The organism is Nocardia sp. NRRL WC-3656 (genome assembly GCF_000720265.1).
In the GTDB taxonomy this organism is placed as follows: domain Bacteria; phylum Actinomycetota; class Actinomycetes; order Mycobacteriales; family Mycobacteriaceae; genus Nocardia; species Nocardia nova.
On the sequence record NZ_JOJF01000009.1, the window covers coordinates 76,557 to 95,734 of the forward strand.

The following is a 19,178-nucleotide window of genomic DNA, read 5'->3' on the forward strand; positions in this document are numbered from 1 at the left end:
ACCGCCCGCCCTGTGGTACGTATCGCAACGGCGAGTGCAAGGATGGAGAACCGGAACAAGAACCGCACGGATCTCCGGTGCCACAGGAATGTTCGGTGGCAGTCGGGTGCTCGCCGCGACCGCGGCGCGCCCCCGCCGAGAGACGAACTGTTGTGAACCCGTCGAGCAGTTAGAGGAGTCAACGGACATGGCCTTCTCCGTCCAGATGCCAGCTCTTGGTGAGAGCGTCACCGAGGGCACTGTGACCAGGTGGCTGAAGCAGGAAGGAGACACGGTCGAGGTCGACGAGCCCCTGCTCGAAGTGTCCACCGACAAGGTCGACACCGAAATCCCGTCCCCCGCAGCGGGTGTACTCACCAAGATCGTGGCCCAGGAAGACGACGTCGTCGAGGTCGGCGGCGAACTGGGCGTGATCGGCGATGCCGGTGAGGAATCCGCGCCGGCGCCCGCCCCGGCCCAGGAAGCACCTGCGCAGGAAGCACCCGCGGAATCCGCGCCCGCGCAGGAAGCACCCGCCCAGCAGGCCCCCGCGCAGGAGGCTCCCGCCCAGCAGCCCGCGCCCGCCGCACAGTCCGGCGGCGCCGCCGACGGCACCCCGGTGAAGATGCCGGAACTCGGCGAATCCGTCACCGAGGGCACCGTCACCCGCTGGCTCAAGCAGGTCGGTGACCAGGTCGAGGTCGACGAGCCGCTGCTCGAGGTCTCCACCGACAAGGTCGACACCGAAATCCCGTCGCCGGTGGCCGGCACGCTGCTCGAGATCAGCGCGAACGAGGACGACGTGGTGTCGGTCGGCGGTCAGCTCGGCGTGATCGGCAGCGGCTCGCCCGCCGCCGCGCAGTCCGCGCCCGCCCCGGCTCCGGCGCCCGCGCAGCAGCAGGCACCCGCCCAGGAAGCGCCCGCCGAGCAGGCCCCCGCACAGCAGGCACCGCAGCAGGCTCCGGCCCAGCAGCAGGCACCCCAGCAGGCTCCGGCCAAGCAGGAAGCGCCCGCGCAGCAGGCCCCGGCCCAGCAAGCTCCGGCCCAGGCCGCGCCGTCGACCGCATCCGGCAACGGCGAATCGCCCTACGTCACCCCGCTGGTCCGCAAGCTGGCCCAGGAGAACAACGTCGATCTGTCGACGCTGAAGGGTTCCGGCGTCGGCGGCCGCATCCGTAAGCAGGACGTGCTCGCGGCGGCGGAGGCTGCCAAGGCACCGGCCGCTCCGCAGCCCGCCGCCGCTCCGGCCGCCGCTGCCGCCCCGGCCGCGCCGTCGGCTCCGGCCGGCGCCCGTCCGCAGCTGCAGGCACTGCGCGGCACGGTCCAGAAGGCCAACCGCATCCGGCAGATCACCGCCACCAAGACCCGCGAATCGCTGCAGACCACCGCGCAGCTGACCCAGACCCACGAGGTCGACGTCACCAAGATCGCGGCGCTGCGTGCCAAGGCCAAGAGCGCATTCGCCGACCGCGAGGGCGTCAACCTGACGTTCCTGCCGTTCTTCGCCAAGGCCGCCGTGGAGGCGCTGGGCGTGCACCCCAACGTCAACGCCTCCTACAACGAGGACACCAAGGAGATCACCTACCACTCCTCGGTGCACCTGGGCATCGCGGTCGACACCGAGCAGGGTCTGCTGTCGCCGGTGATCCACAACGCCAGTGACCTGTCGCTGGCCGGACTGGCCCGCGCCATCGCCGATATCGCCAACCGGGCCCGCACCGGCGGCCTCAAGCCCGACGAACTGGCGGGCGGCACGTTCACCATCACCAACATCGGCAGCCAGGGCGCCCTGTTCGACACCCCGATCCTGGTTCCGCCGCAGTCGGCGATGCTGGGCACGGGTGCGATCGTCAAGCGCCCGATGGTGATCTCCGACAACGGCAGCGAGTTCATCGGCATCCGCTCGATGTGCTACCTGCCGCTGACCTACGACCATCGCCTCATCGACGGCGCCGACGCCGGCCGCTTCCTGACCACCATCAGGCACCGGCTGGAGGAGGCCGCGTTCGAGGCCGATCTCGGTCTGTAAATCGCTGGGCGACACGACGATTCGGTGACGACATGAAGGTTGTGATCGCCGGTTCGTCCGGACTCGTCGGGACGGCGCTGGTCGCCGCGCTGCGTCGAGACGGGCACGAGGTGGCTCGCCTGGTGCGCCGTCCAGCCGCGGCCGAGGACGAGTTCAGCTGGGATCCGGTGCGGGCACAGGTGCCCGCACCGGCCCTGCGAGCGGCGGATGCCGTGGTCAACCTCTGCGGCGCCGGACTCGGCGCGCGGCGCTGGAACGGCAACTACAAGCAGCAGTTGCGCGACAGCCGCATCGGCCCGACCGATGTGCTGGCCACCGCGGTCGTCGACGCCGGAGTGCCGACGCTGGTGAACGCCAGCGGCGTGCATTTCTACGGCGGCGACACCGGCGACCGGGTGATCACCGAATCCGATTCCGCCGGAACGGGTTTCCTGGCGACGCTGTGCCGGGACTGGGAGGCCGCCACCCAGCCCGCGATCGACGCCGGGGTGCGGGTGGTGCAGGTGCGCAGCGCGGTGGTGCTCTCGCGTCACGGTGGCATGCTCGCCCTGCTGCGGCCGCTGTATTCGATCGGACTGGGCGGGCGCCTCGGCAGCGGGCGCCAGTATCAGCCGTGGATCTCACTCGACGACGAGGTCGCCGGCATCTCGTTCGTGCTGACGAATCCGTCGGTGCGCGGACCGGTCAACATGGTCGGCCCGGCGCCGGTGACCAATGCCGAATTCAATCGAGCCCTGGCGCGGGCGCTGCATCGTCCGGCTCCGTTCATCGTGCCCGCCGTCGCATTGCAGGCCGTGGTCGGCGAACTGGCCCAGGAGGCGATCCTGCGCGGCCCGCGCGCGATTCCCACCGTGCTCGAGGAGGCGGGCTACACCTTCCGCCACGAAACCATCGGGCAGGCGCTGGCCTCGGTGATCGGCGACAACCGCTGATCGACCACGATCCGCGCTGGTGTTCCCCGGCCCTGCCGCCGTACGCTCGAATGGCGTAATCGGCTCGGTCGCTGTCCGGCGCCTCGCGGGCACTCGCACAACGCAAGGCGGACAGCGGGTCATCGCGCGAAGAAGGTGACCGGTGTGGCACAGACGGCTCCCCAGGCTTCTCCCGGGCCGCGGACGCGCTCGCCTCTCGTCCCGGCGGCGGCCCGGCAGGCCCTGCTGCGCGATGGTGTTCACCTCGTGCCCGCCGCCGTCACCACATCGTGGCTCGGCGTGGACGAACGAGCATGGGCCCATTTCCACACCCACTGGGACGCGCTGTGCCCGGACGAGTACGCCTCCGAGCGGGGAACCCGCAGACTGCGGCGCTACGGCCGGTTCTCCTTCTCGGCGGCGACCGGGCAGTTCCGTCGGCTCTCGCAGGAATACTTCGTGCAGCCGGAGGCCACCAATCCGCTCTATGTCGGCAGAGACCGCATCTTCGAGCCCCTGACGGAGTCGTTCGTCGCCGCGCCGGTTTTCCGCGCTGTGCTGCGGCTGCTCGGGCGATTCGCGACGACGCTGGACGACCCGCCGGAGTGGACCGTGAAGGTGCACCCCTTCCGAGTCGTCGCCGCCGCGAACGCGCGGGGCCTGCCCACGCCGGAGGGCCGGCACCGCGACGGTGTCACGCTGGTCGCGTCGCTGCTGGTCGGTCGGCGAAACGCCACCGGCGGGGTGAGTTCGGTCTTCGACACCGACGGCAGGCAGTTGGTGACGGCGACGCTCGGCGAGCCCGGAGATCTGCTGCTGGGCGACGACCGCCGCACTCTGCACAGCGTGTCGCCCCTGTCTCCGGTGGATCCGAGCCGGCCGGCCTACCGCGATGTCCTGGTCGTGACGTTCGCCCCGGGACCGCACAGGAGGTGAGGCGATGGCACCGCCACGGTCAGCGACGGATACGAAGATCCTGCCGATCGTCGTCGGACTGGCCTTCGCCTTCACCATCACGGTGGTGGACCCGCTGGTGCTCAACCTGAACCTGCCGCAGGTGAGCCGCGGTCTCCACGTTCCGCCGCATCTGATCGGGCTCTTGGGTGGAACCGCGACGCTGGTGATGGCCGCCGCCGTCCTCGCCGCGGGCAACCTCGGCGACGCATTCGGACTCGAGCGGCTGCTCACGCTGGGGCTGATCGTCGTCACGGTCGCCGACCTGTTGTCCTTCTTCTCGCCCGGTTTCGGCTTCCTGCTGGCGATGCGGGCTCTGGCCGGACTCGGCATGGCCGCGCTGCTGGGCGGGCCCCTGGCCCTGCTGAAAACGTCGGTACCGGAGAGCAAGCGGGCGGCGGCCATCGGCATGCTCATGGGCGTCGAAATGGTCCTGTGTGGTGTCACCCCCGCGCTCACGGGCTGGGTGGTCACCACCGCCGGCTGGCGGTTCCTGTTCCTGCTCACTCCGCTGCTGGCCGCGGTCTCGCTCGTGCTGACCGCGCGCTATGTGCCGGAGGCTGCTCGCACCGAGCGCCGACGGCTCGACGTCGGCGGGATCAGCCTGTTCGGGATGACACTGACAACACTGGTCATCGGCCTGGCGGCAGCGCAGAACGGGATCACCCGCCCGCAGACCTGGCTGACTCTGGCGATCAGCGCGACCGCCGCCCTGCTCTTCGTTCGGCACGAACGCCGGGCACGCGAGCCCGCGCTGGACCTGGCCCTGTTCCGCAGCTCCGGATTCTGTCTGGCGTTGACGGCGGCCCTCACGCTGAACCTGCTCGCCGCCGGGCTGGGTTTCGTCCTCGGGCAATTCGGCAGTACGGTGCTGGCGTTGTCGCCCGAAGCCATCGGCCTGCTGTATCTGCCCGGCACCCTGCTGATCGCCGGCGCCGTCGTCTTCGCGGGCCGCGTGGTCGGAAAGACCACTCCGTGGCCGGTGATGGTCGCGGGCCTGCTGCTGCTGGCGGCGAGCGGATTCGTGCTGGCAGCCACCGCGAGCCCCACGATGGCGCTGTGGCTGCTGGTAGCGGTCGTCTGGCTGGGCAACCTGGGATCTCTGGTCACCTCGGTCTCGGTGTCGGAGGCGGTTCTCGCCGAAGCGCCGCCCGGGCACTCCGGCACGGTCGCCTCCACCCAGCTGGCGTTCGGCATGATCGGCTGCGCGTTCGGGCCCACCGTCTATCTGCTGCTGTTCCAGTTCTTCTTCCGGCAGGCATGGTCGGCCGACGCCGAGGCACGCGGCATGGCGGTGACTCGGGCCGAACAGGCCGTCGACGCGGTACGCAGCGGCATGGCGCTCAGTCCGGGCACCACCTACGATCCGAATCTGCTGCGGCAGACCAGCGGACTGGAGTTGGGACTCGACGTCGCCGGCGGGTTGCGGCTGACCATGACGACCGTCAGCGTCCTACCGCTCGTGGTCGCGATGGTGACCTGTCTGCTACCCCTGCGCCGAAGTCGCAGAGATAGACGCCCGTCGCCCCCACGCGTGTGACCGAGTCGGCTCGCCGCCACCGCTGGTTGCCGATAGTTTGAGGCGGTGACCGATATCCAGTCGGGTGGACCGCGCATTCGCGATGCCGAGGAACGCGACATCCCCACGATCCTCGCCATCCACAACGACGCCGTGGCCGAGACGACCGCCATCTGGGACACCAACCCGGTCGACCTCGACGATCGCCTGCGCTGGTGGCGCGACCGGGTGGCCGCCGGATACCCGGTGCTCGTCGCCATCATCGACGGTCAGGTGGCCGGCTATGCCAGCTACGCGCAGTGGCGGCCCAAATCCGGTTACCGGTACTGCGTGGAGAATTCGGTGTACGTCTCGGAGCGGTTCCAGCGCCGCGGCGCGGCGACCGCGCTGCTGACGGCACTGCTGGGACGGGCCGAGGAGTCCGGGCGGGTGCACACCGTGATCGCGGCGATCGAAACCTCCAACAAGACCTCGATTCTGCTGCACGAGAAGTTCGGCTTCCGGATCGCCGGCCAGCTGCCCGAAGTGGGGCACAAGTTCGGCGGCTGGATGGATCTGACCTTGATGCAGCGCACGCTGCCGGGCCCGATTTCGGCGGGCGTAGAGTCGTTCGAGTGACCTCCGTCGACACCCCGACATCGAACAGCGGCACGGCACACACCGCCGCGCCGGCCACTTCGCCCTCCGATTCCCTGGTACGGGAATCAGGCGGTCGCAAATTGCTTCGCATCGAGGCCCGCAACGCGCAGACCCCGATCGAACGCAAGCCGAAGTGGATCCGCACCCGCGCCACCATGGGCCCCGAGTACTCCGAACTCAAGGGCCTGGTCAAACGCGAAGGGCTGCACACGGTCTGCGAGGAAGCGGGCTGTCCCAACATCTTCGAATGCTGGGAGGATCGTGAGGCCACCTTCCTCATCGGCGGCGAACAGTGCACCCGGCGCTGCGATTTCTGCCAGATCGACACCGGTAAGCCCGCCGCGCTCGACCGCGACGAACCGCGCCGGGTGGCCGAGAGCGTGCAGGCGATGGGCCTGCGGTACTCGACGATCACCGGCGTCGCGCGCGACGACCTCGAAGACGGCGGCGCCTGGCTGTACGCCGAAACCGTGCGCGCCATCAAGCGACTCAACCCGCACACCGGCGTGGAGTTGCTGATCCCCGATTTCAACGCCGATCCCGATCAGCTGGCCGAGGTGTTCTCCTCGCGGCCGGAGGTGCTGGCGCACAACGTGGAGACCGTGCCGCGCATCTTCAAGCGGATCCGCCCGGCGTTCCGCTACGAACGGTCGCTGGCGGTGCTGACCGCGGCCCGCGAGGCCGGTCTGGTCACCAAGTCGAATCTGATCCTCGGTATGGGTGAGACGCCCGAAGAGGTCACCCAGGCGATGCGTGATCTGCACGAGGCCGGCTGCGACATCCTCACCATCACCCAGTACCTGCGGCCCTCGCCGCGCCACCATCCGGTGGACCGCTGGGTGAAGCCGGAGGAATTCGTCGAACATTCCCGCGTCGCAACCGAACTCGGCTTCGCCGGCGTGATGGCCGGGCCGCTGGTGCGCTCCTCCTACCGCGCCGGCCGGTTGTACGCGCAGGCGATGGCGCATCACGGCCGGGAGATCGCACCGGAGATGGCGCATCTGGCCCAGGAGGGCTCGGCGAGCCAGGAGGCGAGTTCGGTTCTCGCCCGATTCGGCAGCTGAACGGCCCCCAGCCACCCCGCAGCGACCGGCCGAATTCCCGTTCGGCCGGTCGTTCGTTGCATACGGGGTGCGGATTCACCACGGATGGGGTGCGGATCCCCGGAACGGGTGACACAGCCGCGTGCCGGTGGGAAGCTCGAAGCAACCGCACGTGTCGACTCCGGGAAGTGAAGAGACATGGCCGAGAAAGCGAGCACCGCCGCCCGTAACAGTTCCGCCGGCAGAGTGATCGAGGCATCGCAGCCCGACGGTATCCGCAATGTGGTCCTGGTCGGGCACACCGGCTCCGGCAAGACCACCGTGGTGGAGGCACTGGCCATGGAGGCCGGGGCGCTCACCCGAGCCGGCCGCGTGGAGGACGGCACCTGTGTCTCGGATTACGACGATATCGAGCAGCGCCAACACCGCTCGGTGCAGTTGTCGGTGGTGCCGGTCGCCTGGAACGGCATCAAGGTCAATCTGATCGATACGCCAGGATATGCCGATTTCGTCGGCGAACTACGGGCCGGTCTGCGAGCTGCGGATGCGGCCCTTTTCGTGGTCTCGGCCGCCGCGGGCGCCGACGGTGTCGACGGGCAGACGCTGGCGCTGTGGGAGGAATGCGCGCGGGTCGGGATGCCGCGGGCCCTGGTGATCACCCATCTGGACGCGGCCCGCGCCGATTTCGATCTGATGGCCCAGACCTGCGCGGATCTGCTCGGCGACGGCGATTCCGACGCCATCCTGCCGCTGCAGCTGCCGGTGTACGGCCCGAAGGGCGCCGACGGACACCGCCCGGTCACCGGAGTCGTCGACCTGCTGACCGAGCAGGTCTTCGACTGTTCCGGCGGCGCCCACACCCGCACCGACGCCACCGCCGAACAGACCGCGCAGATCGAGACCGCGCGCAACCGGCTCATCGAGGGCATCATCGCCGAGAGCGAAGACGAAACCCTGATGGACCGCTACCTCGAGGGCGAACGGATCGACCTCACCACCTTGACCGCCGATCTGGAACGCGCGGTGGCGCGCGACCGCTTCCATCCCATCCTGATCGCGGCGCCTCCGCCCGAGGGCACCCGCGAGGGCCTGGGCATGGTCGAGATTCTCGAGCTGATCACGCGCGGCTTCCCCACCCCCGCCGAACACGCGGTCGCGGCGCGCTGCCCGAGCAACGGTGCCGCGCCGCAGCCACTGTCCTGCGATCCGGGCGCGCCGCTGGCCGCCGAGGTGATCCGCACCGCCTCCGACCCGTATGTGGGCCGGGTGTCGCTGGTGCGCGTCTTCGCCGGCACCCTGCACGCCGACGACACCGTGCACATCTGCGGGCACAACGACGGCAACGGGCACGATGTCGACGAACGGGTCGGCGCGGTGACGGCGCCGTTCGGTAAACAACAGTTCCCGATCGGCCAGGCCATCGCCGGCGATATCGCCTACGTCACCAAACTGGGGCATGCCGAGACCGGAGATACGGTGTCGGCCAAGGATTCTCCGCTGCTGATCGAGCCGTGGCCGCTGCCCGAACCGCTGCTGCCGGTGGCGGTGCGCGCCCACGGCAAGGCCGACGAGGACAAGCTGTCGCAGGGCCTGGCCCGGCTGGTCGCCGAGGATCCGACGGTGCGCCTGGAGCAGAATCCGCGCACCCATCAGCTGGTGCTGTGGTGCCTGGGCGAGGCGCATCGCGATGTCGCGCTGGAACGGCTGCGGTCCCGGTTCGGCGTGCAGGTCGATGTCGACGAGTATCGGGTGGCATTGCGAGAAACGTTCGCGGGCAAGGCCTCCGGGCACGGCCGGCATGTGAAGCAGTCCGGCGGCCACGGCCAGTACGCGATCTGCGATATCGAGGTGGAACCGCTGCCGGAGGGTTCCGGGATCGAATTCGTCGACAAGGTGGTCGGCGGTGCGGTGCCACGCCAGTTCATCGGCTCGGTGGAGAAGGGCGTGCGCGCGCAGGCCGAGCGCGGCGTCACCGCCGGATATCCGCTCGTCGATGTGCGGGTGACCCTGCTCGACGGCAAGGCGCATTCGGTCGATTCCTCCGATGCCGCCTTCCAGACCGCGGGAGCGCTGGCCCTGCGGGAGGCGGCCGCCGCCGCCCGGATCGACCTGCTCGAACCGATCGCCGAGGTGCGGGTGACCGTCGCCGACGATTTCGTCGGCACCATCCTCGGTGATCTGGCCGGCCGCCGCGGCCGCGTACTGGGCACCGAACCGGCCGCCGCCGGGCGCACCGTCATCCGCGCCGAGGTCCCCGAACTGGAATTGAGCCGCTACGCCATCGACCTGCGCTCACTCTCGCGCGGCGCGGCCCACTTCGACCGCAGCTATGTGCGGCACGAACCGATGCCGAGCCAGATCGCCGCAGACCTGCGCAGTCGCAGCGAAGCCACCGTCTGAGGCGAGCGTCGCACTGTTCTGCGGCCCGTGCGGGGTATGTCCCGCTCGACCACTATCCTGAGAGGTATGGCAGCAGGTAAGGGCGGCACACCGTCGAAGGAAGCGAAGGCCGCGGCGAAGGCGGCGCGCAGGCAGGCGTCGAAGGAGCGGCGTCAGCAGCTCTGGCAGACGTTCCAGATGGTGCGCAAAGAGGACAAACTGCTGCTGCCGCTGATGATCGGCGCGCTGGTCGGCATCACCGTGGTGCTGTTCCTCGTCGGCTTCCTGTTCGACATGCAGTGGTTCCTGCTGCCGGTCGGCATTCTGCTGGGCGCGCTGGTCGCCTTCATCATCTTCGGACGCCGGGTGCAGAAGAACGTCTACACCAAGGCCGAGGGTCAGGCGGGCGCGGCCTGGTGGGTACTGGACAACCTGCAGGGTAAGTGGCGCGCTACCCAGGCCGTCGCCGCGACCACCCAACTCGACGCCGTCCACCGCGTGATCGGCCTGCCCGGTGTGGTCCTGGTGGCCGAGGGGTCGCCGCAGCGGGTGAAATCGCTGCTGGCGCAGGAGAAGAAGAAGACCGCCCGCCTGGTCGGCGACACCCCGATCTACGACATCGTGATCGGCAACGAGGAGGGCCAGGTTCCGCTGAAGAACCTGCAACGCCACCTCACCAAACTCCCCCGCAATATCGACGCCAAGCGGATGGACCTCATCGAGGGCCGCCTCACCGCACTGGCCACCCGCGGCGGACCGGCGCTGCCGAAGGGCCCGCTGCCGGCGGGCGCGAAGATGCGCGGAGTGCAGCGCACCATCCGCCGCCGCTGAATCACGCACGCCGGGGTTCTGTCCCGCAGCTGAAGACCTGATCGCCGCCATTCCGGATGTCCGGGGTGGCGGCGATTGCCGTGTAGGCCGACTCCCACCACATCTCCGTCAAACCCGGGACAGGACCACACCGCCTCCCATATGTTCGTATATAGGACATCAGACCACGAAAGTCGGACAGAGATCAGGAGGTGTGATGCCGTACTACCGGGCCGTCGGCGAATTCCCCCGGCAGCGTCATACCGCCTTCACCCTCGACGACGGCACGCCGACGTTCGAGGAGTTCATCGGGGAGGAGGGGTTCTCGGGCACCGGTTCGCTGCTCTATCACCGCCGCGTGCCGTCGGCACTGGTCGACGCGCGTGAGTGGGATCTCGGCGATCAGTCCCTCACCGCGAACATCCCGCTGCTGCCCCGGCATTTTCATCTGCCCGACCTTTTTCACGACGTCACCGGCCGCGACGCGGTCCGGCACCGCCGCCCGGTTCTCGCCAATGCCGATGTCCGTATCTCCTATGTCGTGGCCGACGAGCCCTCTCCGCTCTACAGCAACGGCATCGGCGACGAGGTGATCTTCGTCGAGGCCGGCGCGGCCACCCTCGAGAGCGTGTTCGGCCGGGTCGAAGTGCGGCAGGGCGACAATGTCGTCATACCGCGCGTCACCATCCATCGCTGGCTGCCGCACACCGACGCGGGCCCGTTGCGGCTGCTGTGCGTCGAGGCGGCCGGGCACGTGCAACCACCGGACAAGCACCGCACGCGCTACGGCCAATTCCTCGAGGGCTCCCCGATCACCGAGCGCGACCTGCGCGGACCGGTCGGACCGTTGCTGGCGACCGGCGAGCTGGTCGATGCCGACACCGAGGTCTACGTCAAACATCGCACCGCCTCGGGCCTGCACGGCACGGTGGTCGTCTACGACCATCACCCGTTCGACGTGGTCGGCTGGGACGGGCACCTGTATCCGTACGCGCTGAACTATCGCGACTTCTCCCCCGTCGTCGGTGCGGTGCTGCAACCCCCGCCGACCTACCAGGTGCTGCAGGGCCCGGGCTTCGTGGTGTGCAATTTCGTCCCGCGCCCATTGGAATTCGCGCCCGGGGCGATCAAGGTGCCCTACTACCACTCGAACGTCGACTCCGACGAGGTGATGTTCTACTTCGCCGGAGAGACCGCCGCGCGCAAGGGGTCCGGCATCCGGACCGGTTCGGTGAGCCTGCATCCCGCCGCGTACACCCACGGCCCCCGGCGCCATGCCTATCTCGACTCCCCCGGTTTCACCGAACCGAACGAGATGGCGTTCATGGTCGATACCTTCCGCCCGCTGGAGGTCGCCGAAGGCGGCACCGCGAGCGATGTGCCCGGCTATCCGTGGAGCTGGTCGGACAAACCGTATGCCGGTCGGCCACAACAGAAGAGAGGCCATCGTGAGTGAGCCGTTCGAGCGGATCCCCGTGATCCTGCACAGCGAGGAGCAGCCCACGGTCCGCGAGACCTATGGATTCACCGGCGGTCACGGAATCGTACTGGAGGGGCAGTTGCTGCGACCGCCCGGCGAACGACGTTCGGGCGGAACGGTTTTCCTGTTCCAGCATCCGACCTCGACGCTGAATCTGCTGCCGATGCCGACCGCGCTCGCCGCCCGCGGACTTCACGTGCTGTGCGGGGCGAGCCGCTACCCGAAGAACGATTCCGCGCTGGTGATGGAGAAGGTGGTCCTCGACCTCGGCGCGTGGGTGCGCTGGGCGCGGGAGGTCGCCGGCTACGACCGCGTGATCCTGGTCGGCTGGTCCGGCGGCGGATCGCTGTCGCTGCTCTATCAGGCCGAGGCATTGGATCCGAGCATTACGCACACGCCCGCCGGAGATCCGGTAGATGTTGTGGGAGCGGGACTTTCACCGGCCGACGGGGTGGTGTTCATCGCGGCTCATCTGTCGCGGGCCGAGACGCTCACCGAATGGCTCGATCCGTCGGTGATCGACGAAACCGATCCGCACCGCCGCGACGCCACCTGGGACATCTATGCCGACGACGCCCCGCAGCGCCCGCCCTACGACCCCGAATACGTCGCCGGATTCCGCGAGGCACAGCGCGCCCGCAACCGCCGCATCTCGGAATGGGCGCTCGCGCGCCTGGCCGACCTGCGCGCCGCCGGCGGGCCCGAACAGGAACAGCCTTTCCTGGTCCACCGCACGATGTGCGATGTGCGCTGGCTCGATCCTGCCGTCGACCCCAACGACCGCCGCCCGAACTGGTGTTATCTCGGCGATCCGCGCACCGCGAACGTCGGACCGGTCGGCCTTGCCCGCTATACGACCCTGCGGTCGTGGCTGAGCCAGTGGAGTCTGGACCATTCGGTGGCGGGCGGGGCGCGCAATGCCGCACGGATCACGAAGGGTCCGGTGCTGCAGATCGAGAATTCCGCCGACGACGCGGTGCCCGCCACCCACAACCCGATCGTGCGCGACGCGCTCGCCACCCCGGACCGCACCTATCGCGTAATCCCCGGCGCCACACACTATTACGTCGGACAACCCGGCCATCTGCGCGCCTGTCTCGAATACGTGGAGGAGTGGGCCGCCGAGCGCGAGCTGATCGAGAGACCGCCCACGTAGGATTTCTGCCATGCCGGCGCCCGACACCTCGCAGACTCTGAGCCGCGGACTCGATGTGCTGAAGTTGCTCGCCAGCAGCCCCCATGCCCGCACCCCCGCGCAACTGGCGCAGGAGCTGGGCCTTTCCCGCACGATCATCTACCGCCTCGTCGGCACGCTGGTCGAACACGGACTGGTGCGCCGCGCCGAGGATGGCACGGTCAGCGTCTCCGCGGGCGCGCTCGTGCTGACCCAGCACGTCCTCGGCTCGGTCCGCGAGGCCACCCGCGAGATCCTCGAGGATCTGGCCCGCGAAGTGGAGGCGACGGCGCATTTCTGCGTCGCCGACGGCGACGACGTCCTCGCGGTCGCGGTCGTCGAACCACCGTTCACCACCTTCCACGTCGCCTATCGGGTCGGCGCGCGCACCGGGCGCGGACAGGGCGCCCTCGGTGAGGCGATCGAGGCGGCGCGGCGCGGTGAGAGCGGCATTTTCGAGAGCGAGGGCAAGCTGGTGCCCGGCGCGCACGGCGTCGTCGCCTCGCTGCCCGGACTACCCGGTCCCCCGGCCGCGGTCGGCGTGGTCACCCTGGTCGGGCAGGAAACCCCGGCGATGGCCGATGCCGTACGCCGAGCCGCCCAGAGATTGCATTCGGCGCTGGGGTAGCCGAGCAGCCCGGCACGTCGCAGCGGACATCCACCGGTTGGCGTCCCCGCAACATGGCTGCGCTTGTCCGATAATCGGAAACTGCTTCACAACATACGATCGTCGCGCTAGCCTGCTCACACTTCGATCAGTCGTCAGGAGCAGCCGTGTCCGACTACACCTCCACCGCCCGCGCCGACGGCGCCCAGGCTCCGACCACGTTCCCGCCCCGCCGCCTCTGGATCGGCGGCCGCTGGCGCGACGCGAGCGGCGGCGCGACCTACCGCTCCGAGAATCCGACCACCCTCGAGCACATCTGCGATATCGCCGACGCGTCGGCCGAGGACGTCGACGACGCGGTCCGCGCGGCGCAATCGGCCTTCGACAGCAGCGGCTGGAGGCAGATGGGTGGCGCCGAACGCGGGCGAATCCTGTTCCGCGCAGCGGATCTCATCGAGGCCGACACGCAGTACCTGTCCGCGCTCGAGACCCTCGAGGTCGGAAAGCTGTACAAGGACGGCGTTTTCGGCGACATCCCGGCTACCCTGGCCACGTTCCGCTACTACGCGGGATACGCCGACAAACTGCACGGCTCGACCGTGCAGCTGCCCGATTACGCCGGCCGGCACCGGCTCAACTACACCCTGCGCGAGCCCCTGGGTGTCGTCGGCGCGATCACACCGTGGAACAACCCCATCGTGGTCGCCGGATGGAAGATCGCCCCGGCACTGGCGGCGGGCAACACCGTGGTGATCAAGCCGCCGGAGGATGCGGCGCTGTCGATCCTGCGGCTGGCCGAAATCCTCGCCGAGGCCGGGGTGCCGGACGGGGTGTTCAACGTCGTGCCCGGCCGTGGCGAGACCGCCGGCGCCGCCCTCGCTCGCCACCCCGGCCTGGCCAAGCTGACTTTCACCGGCAGCCCCGAGGTGGGCGCCCTGATGAACACCCACGCCGGCGGTCAGTTCCGCAAGGTCACCCTCGAACTGGGCGGGAAGAATCCGCAGATCGTCTTTCCCGATGCGGACCTCGACCGCGCACTGCCGTTTGTCGCGGTCGGCAATTTCCTGCACCAAGGCCAGGTGTGCGCGGCCGGCACCCGCGTCTACGTCCACGACAGCCTGGTCGACGAGGTCACGCGGCGGCTGGCCGAACACGCCGAATCGCTCACCCTGGGCGACCCGTTCGATGCCGAGGTCTCCATGGGACCGGTGGTGAACCGGCAGCAGCACGAGCGCATCGGCGGCTATCTCGGACTGGGTGTCGCCGAGGGCGCGGAATTGGTGACCGGCGGTTCACTCGCCGAGCGGCCCGGCTATTTCGTGGAGCCGACCGTCTTTCTCGGCCGCCACGATCAGCGCATCGCGCGCGAGGAGATCTTCGGCCCGGTGGCCACGATCATTCCCTTCTCCGACACCGCCGATGCGCTGGCGCTGGCCAACGACACCCACTTCGGTCTCAACGCGATCATCTACACCGAGGACCTGCACACCGCGCAGACCACCGCGCGTGATCTGCGCGTCGGCAATGTGTGGATCAACGCCTTCGGTATCCCCGACATGACCACGCCGTGGGGTGGGCGGGCCGGCAGCGGCATCGGCCGTGAACTCGGCCCCGCCGGCATCGAGGCCTATACCGAGGTGAAGACGGTGCAGATGATGTTCTGAGCCGCCCGCCCTCAGGCCCGTTTTTCGAGCGCGGCGAGCATCCCGGCATCCAGCCGGACATCTCGCGCCGCCACATTCTGTTCGAGATGGCCGATGCTGCGAGTTCCCGGAATCAGCAGGATGTGCGGATCGCGGGCCAGCAACCACGCCAGCCCCACCTGGCTCGGCGTCACCCCGAGGCGGCCGGCGATATCGCGCACCACGTCGTCGCCGGCCACCTTGGGCCGATCCGGAAATCCCGAGCCGAGCGGAAAGTAGGGCACGAAAGCGATTCCCCGCGAAGAACATTCGGCGAGCAGCGGTTCCTCGTCGCGTTCCAGCAGGTTGTACAGATTCTGCACGCACGCGATCCCGGCGGGGGCGGCGCGCCCGAGTTGTTCGACGGTGACACTGCTCAGTCCGATCGCCCCGATCTTGCCCTCGTCCCGCAACGAGATCAGCTCGGCCAGCTGGTCGTCGAGATCCACGATCTGATCACCGGTCGCCACGATTCCGGGCGGACCGTCGACCCGGCGCAGGTTCACCACCGCCAACTGCTCGGCGCCCAGCGCCCGCAGATCCGCTTCGACCGCGGCCCGTAGCTGCTCGGGCTTCTGCGCCGGCACGAGACCATCGCCCGTATGCACGGCGCCGACCTTGTCGACCAGCAGCAGATCGTCCGGATACGGATGCAGAGCTTCCCTGAGCAGCGCGTTCACCGAGCCGTTGCCGTAGAAGCCGGCCGTGTCGATGTGGCTCACGCCGAGTTCCACCGCTCGCCGCACAACCGCTACCCCGTCCGCGCCGGACTCCAGCTGCATCGCTCCGTAGCCGATCCGGCCGACCGCACGTCCCGCCAGTTCGCCGTCACGCGGTTGCGTCATGACCGTCATTCGGGTCTCCCTTGTTATCCTGGCATCAAACGGAGGATCCTCCGCTTAAGAATCAGAGTAGTACAGAAACGGAGGACCCTCCACTTTGTCCGGACAGCCGCGTGGACGCCGCGATGCCCAGCGCAACCGCCAACTGCTCCTCGATGCCGCTCTCACCGCGTTCACGGGCGAAGAAGGCACGGTCAGCCTGGACGCGATCGCCAAATCCGCCGGGGTGGGCATCGGCACGCTCTATCGGCACTTCCCGTCGCGGGAAGCGCTCATCGAGGCCGTATACCGCAGCGAACTGGAACAGCTGTGCGACCAGGCGGCGAATCTGCTCGCCGACCACGCCCCGGAGGACGCACTGCGCATCTGGCTCGGCCGCTACGCCGACTTCGTGGCCACCAAACGCGGGATGGCCGAGGCGCTGCGCGAGGTCATCGCCTCCGGGGCGGTGACCTCGGTGCAGACCCGCGAAAGACTCAGTGCGGCAATCCGTTCCGTCCTCGATGCCGGAATCTCGGCCGGCACGCTGCGCGACGACATCCGGCCCGAGGACATCACGGCGGCGATGGCGGGCGCGACACTGGCCGGTATCGACCGCGAGCAGATCGACCGTCTCCTCGACCTGTTGCTCGACGGTGTGCGACTCGGCGCCGTCCGGCCGCCGACCACGTAACCACTCACCGTCGTCGCGCGCCGACAGGCCCCTCCTGCCGGGCGGCGAACGATTGTTACCGAGCGCGGATCAATGCCGTCCCGGTCGCCCGGTCGTGCATACCGCGGCGATCCCCGTCGGTGAACAGCGCGGGCACCACGAAGGTCAGCAGTACCTGACGCGCCACCGACCGCACGAATCCGACCGGCGCCGACGCATCGATCCGGACCGTGCGCATTCCCAGGAAGTACTGCCCCGGCGTGAACCCGAACAGCATGACCGTCACCACGCCGATCGCGAACCAGATCAGGTAGGTGACGGTGTTGAGCGATCCGGCGCCGCGCACGATCAGCGCGGCGATACCCATGGCGATGAAGTAGTCGACGAACAGCGCGGCGATGCGGCGCGACATGGGCGCCAGCGACCCCACACCCTCCTGCGGCAGGCCGAGCAGCTTGCCGGGGTAGTCGTCGGGCTGCGGCTCGCCGGGGTGGGCCGCATTCGGGCCGGACAGCCAGGAACCGGTAATTCGCGCCATGCTCCCAGCTTAGGCGTGGTGACGGTGAGGATTACGTCACACCCGGGCCCGCACCCGGCAGCCACGTATCACCGGCCGCCGGCCGCCGGTTACCCGCCGGCAGGTCCGCGTCACCACCTCCGGCCGCCCGCGGCGACGACAGCACGGCACCCCGCCGGGACGATTTCCCAAAGCGGTTGCGGCCGGGAAACTCTCACGGTCGCGCGCGCCGCTCGGCGACGATGCGCGGTCCTCGAATCGAGCGCCGGATGCCGTGGTGGCAGGATAACGGTGCTGGTCCGGCACCGCATCGGGAGCGACCCACCGCGCGGTGTTGCCCGGGGATGCCGCCGACCCGTCCAGCAGCACGTGTAACACTGGCGAAACACAGCCTTGATTGCGGGGAAACACCGCATCCATACCGTTCAGCGCTGAAACCCAGCAATCGGCACAGGCTGGGAACCGATCCGTAAGGAGTACTAAGTGGCGTTCAGCACGGCCGACGAGGTCATCAAGTACATCAAGGAGGAGGACGTCGAGTACGTCGACGTACGCTTCTCGGACCTTCCTGGCGTTCAGCAGCACTTCTCCATCCCGGCGAAGTCGTTCACCACCGACCTGGCCGAAGAGGGCCTGGCGTTCGACGGCTCCTCGGTGCGCGGTTTCCAGTCGATCGACGAGTCGGACATGCTGCTGCTGCCCGACTTCTCCACCGCCCGGATCGATCCGTTCCGTGCCGCGAAGACGCTGAACATGAACTTCTTCGTGCACGACCCGTTCACCCGTGAGGCCTACTCCCGCGACCCGCGCAACATCGCGCGCAAGGCGGAGGAGTACCTGCGCTCGACCGGTATCGCCGACACCGCGTTCTTCGGCCCCGAGGCCGAGTTCTACATCTTCGACGGCGTGCGCTACGACTCCGGCATGAACGGCGCGTTCTACGAGATCGAGTCCATCTCCGGTTCGTGGAACACCGGCGAGGAGTTCAACCCGGACGGCACTCGCAACCTGGGCTACAAGGTCCGCAACAAGGGTGGCTACTTCCCCGTCGCCCCGTACGACCACTACGTCGACCTGCGCGACACGATCTCGACCAACCTGCAGAACGCGGGCTTCGTGCTCGAGCGCGGCCACCACGAGGTCGGCACCGCAGGCCAGGCCGAGATCAACTACAAGTTCGACACCCTGCTGTCGGCCGCGGACGACCTGCAGCTGTTCAAGTACATCGTGAAGAACACCGCGTGGCAGGAAGGCAAGTCGGTCACCTTCATGCCGAAGCCGCTGTTCGGTGACAACGGCTCGGGCATGCACGTGCACCAGTCGCTGTGGAAGGACGGCAAGCCGCTGTTCCACGACGAGGCCGGCTACGGTGGCCTGTCCGACCTGGCCCGCCACTACATCGGCGGCATCCTGCACCACGCGCCGTCGCTGCTGGCGTTCACCAACCCGACGGTGAACTCCTACCACCGTCTGGTGCCGGGCTACGAGGCCCCGATCAACCTGGTGTACTCGCAGCGCAACCGGTCCGCCGCGGTCCGCATCCCGGTCACCGGCAACAACCCGAAGGCCAAGCGCATCGAGTTCCGCGCGCCCGACTCCTCGGGTAACCCCTACCTGGCCTTCGCCGCCATGCTGATGGCCGGCCTGGACGGCATCAAGAAGAAGATCGAGCCGCAGGCCCCGGTCGACAAGGACCTCTACGAGCTCCCGCCGGAGGAGGCCAAGAACATCCCGCAGGCCCCCACCTCGCTGGCCTCGGTCATCGACCGCCTCGAGCAGGACCACGAGTACCTCACCGAGGGCAACGTCTTCACCGACGACCTCATCGAGACCTGGATCCAGCTCAAGCGTGAGAACGAGATCGCGCCGGTGAACCTGCGTCCGCACCCCTACGAGTTCGAGCTGTACTACGACGTGTAAGTCGTCACGGCACAATCGAATTCACGAAGCCCCAGCCGGAT

The 19,178-nt window shown here is 68.8% G+C and carries 16 protein-coding genes; 14 read left to right on the forward strand and 2 right to left on the reverse strand.

Annotated features, from left to right (window positions below; all coding sequences use genetic code 11):
* The first annotated feature begins 187 nt into the window (after positions 1 to 187).
* The 12 genes from sucB to IG65_RS0113945 all read left to right on the forward strand — a co-directional run bounded on the left by sucB (position 188) and on the right by IG65_RS0113945 (position 15,188).
* Entirely contained in the window at positions 188 to 2,008 is a 1,821-nt protein-coding gene (gene sucB, locus IG65_RS0113890; protein WP_030515323.1) for a 2-oxoglutarate dehydrogenase, E2 component, dihydrolipoamide succinyltransferase, read from the forward strand.
* 32 nt (positions 2,009 to 2,040) lie between these two features.
* Positions 2,041 to 2,940, forward strand: coding sequence for a TIGR01777 family oxidoreductase (locus IG65_RS0113895; protein ID WP_030515324.1), 900 nt, complete (start codon positions 2,041 to 2,043; stop codon positions 2,938 to 2,940).
* A 222-nt stretch (positions 2,941 to 3,162) separates the two neighbouring features.
* Positions 3,163 to 3,855 (forward strand): 2OG-Fe dioxygenase family protein, encoded by a 693-nt coding sequence (locus tag IG65_RS0113900; protein WP_051755990.1) that lies wholly within the window; start codon positions 3,163 to 3,165, stop codon positions 3,853 to 3,855.
* 4 nt (positions 3,856 to 3,859) lie between these two features.
* Positions 3,860 to 5,413 carry an MFS transporter gene (locus IG65_RS0113905; RefSeq protein ID WP_030515326.1) on the forward strand — a complete coding sequence of 518 codons (1,554 nt, stop codon included), beginning with the start codon at positions 3,860 to 3,862 and terminating at the stop codon, positions 5,411 to 5,413.
* A 45-nt stretch (positions 5,414 to 5,458) separates the two neighbouring features.
* The gene (locus IG65_RS0113910; protein ID WP_290049943.1) at positions 5,459 to 6,010 is read left to right on the forward strand and encodes a GNAT family N-acetyltransferase; all 552 of its coding nucleotides are present in this window, start codon (positions 5,459 to 5,461) and stop codon (positions 6,008 to 6,010) included.
* Positions 6,007 to 7,095, forward strand: a complete 1,089-nt coding sequence (gene lipA, locus IG65_RS0113915) for a lipoyl synthase (protein WP_369801538.1) — start codon at positions 6,007 to 6,009, stop codon at positions 7,093 to 7,095. The genes IG65_RS0113910 and lipA overlap by 4 nt, the downstream gene beginning before the upstream one ends.
* Positions 7,096 to 7,272: 177 nt before the next feature.
* The gene (locus tag IG65_RS0113920) at positions 7,273 to 9,474 is read left to right on the forward strand and encodes an elongation factor G-like protein EF-G2 (protein WP_030515329.1); all 2,202 of its coding nucleotides are present in this window, start codon (positions 7,273 to 7,275) and stop codon (positions 9,472 to 9,474) included.
* 66 nt (positions 9,475 to 9,540) lie between these two features.
* Positions 9,541 to 10,284: a DUF4191 domain-containing protein gene (locus tag IG65_RS0113925; protein ID WP_030515330.1), complete on the forward strand. Its 744-nt coding sequence runs from the start codon at positions 9,541 to 9,543 to the stop codon at positions 10,282 to 10,284.
* Positions 10,285 to 10,480: 196 nt separating this feature from the next.
* Positions 10,481 to 11,719 (forward strand): homogentisate 1,2-dioxygenase, encoded by a 1,239-nt coding sequence (locus IG65_RS0113930; protein ID WP_030515331.1) that lies wholly within the window; start codon positions 10,481 to 10,483, stop codon positions 11,717 to 11,719.
* On the forward strand, positions 11,712 to 12,899 hold the full coding sequence (locus IG65_RS0113935; protein ID WP_036524426.1) for a S9 family peptidase: 1,188 nt from the start codon (positions 11,712 to 11,714) through the stop codon (positions 12,897 to 12,899). Before IG65_RS0113930 ends, IG65_RS0113935 begins: the two co-directional genes overlap by 8 nt.
* Positions 12,900 to 12,909: 10 nt before the next feature.
* Complete coding sequence (locus IG65_RS0113940) at positions 12,910 to 13,545, forward strand: IclR family transcriptional regulator (RefSeq protein WP_030515332.1); 636 nt, start codon at positions 12,910 to 12,912, stop codon at positions 13,543 to 13,545.
* A 146-nt stretch (positions 13,546 to 13,691) separates the two neighbouring features.
* Positions 13,692 to 15,188: an aldehyde dehydrogenase family protein gene (locus IG65_RS0113945; RefSeq protein WP_030515333.1), complete on the forward strand. Its 1,497-nt coding sequence runs from the start codon at positions 13,692 to 13,694 to the stop codon at positions 15,186 to 15,188.
* An 11-nt stretch (positions 15,189 to 15,199) separates the two neighbouring features.
* Here IG65_RS0113945 and IG65_RS0113950 read toward each other — a convergent pair whose 3' ends face one another.
* A complete protein-coding gene (locus tag IG65_RS0113950; protein ID WP_030515334.1) occupies positions 15,200 to 16,060 on the reverse strand; it encodes an aldo/keto reductase in 861 nt (286 codons plus the stop codon).
* Positions 16,061 to 16,145: 85 nt separating this feature from the next.
* Between IG65_RS0113950 and IG65_RS0113955 the strand changes: the two genes are divergently transcribed.
* On the forward strand, positions 16,146 to 16,721 hold the full coding sequence (locus tag IG65_RS0113955; protein ID WP_030515335.1) for a TetR/AcrR family transcriptional regulator: 576 nt from the start codon (positions 16,146 to 16,148) through the stop codon (positions 16,719 to 16,721).
* A gap of 55 nt (positions 16,722 to 16,776) precedes the next feature.
* Here the strand turns inward: IG65_RS0113955 and IG65_RS0113960 are convergent, their stop codons facing one another.
* The gene (locus IG65_RS0113960) at positions 16,777 to 17,238 is read right to left on the reverse strand and encodes an RDD family protein (RefSeq protein ID WP_030515336.1); all 462 of its coding nucleotides are present in this window, start codon (positions 17,236 to 17,238) and stop codon (positions 16,777 to 16,779) included.
* A gap of 462 nt (positions 17,239 to 17,700) precedes the next feature.
* On the opposite strand from IG65_RS0113960, the gene glnA reads away from it, so the two are divergent.
* Entirely contained in the window at positions 17,701 to 19,137 is a 1,437-nt protein-coding gene (gene glnA / locus IG65_RS0113965) for a type I glutamate--ammonia ligase (protein WP_030515337.1), read from the forward strand.
* The last annotated feature ends 41 nt before the right edge of the window (positions 19,138 to 19,178 follow it).

Coding starts and splice junctions, on each gene's coding strand:
- IG65_RS0113895 (WP_030515324.1), top strand. CDS start 2,041: ATGAAGGTTGTGATCGCCGGTTCGTCCGGACTCGTCGGGACGGCGCTG.
- IG65_RS0113930 (WP_030515331.1), top strand. CDS start 10,481: ATGCCGTACTACCGGGCCGTCGGCGAATTCCCCCGGCAGCGTCATACC.
- IG65_RS0113950 (WP_030515334.1), bottom strand. CDS start 16,060: ATGACGGTCATGACGCAACCGCGTGACGGCGAACTGGCGGGACGTGCG.
- IG65_RS0113905 (WP_030515326.1), top strand. CDS start 3,860: ATGGCACCGCCACGGTCAGCGACGGATACGAAGATCCTGCCGATCGTC.
- IG65_RS0113925 (WP_030515330.1), top strand. CDS start 9,541: ATGGCAGCAGGTAAGGGCGGCACACCGTCGAAGGAAGCGAAGGCCGCG.
- IG65_RS0113920 (WP_030515329.1), top strand. CDS start 7,273: ATGGCCGAGAAAGCGAGCACCGCCGCCCGTAACAGTTCCGCCGGCAGA.
- IG65_RS0113940 (WP_030515332.1), top strand. CDS start 12,910: ATGCCGGCGCCCGACACCTCGCAGACTCTGAGCCGCGGACTCGATGTG.
- sucB (WP_030515323.1), top strand. CDS start 188: ATGGCCTTCTCCGTCCAGATGCCAGCTCTTGGTGAGAGCGTCACCGAG.
- IG65_RS0113960 (WP_030515336.1), bottom strand. CDS start 17,238: ATGGCGCGAATTACCGGTTCCTGGCTGTCCGGCCCGAATGCGGCCCAC.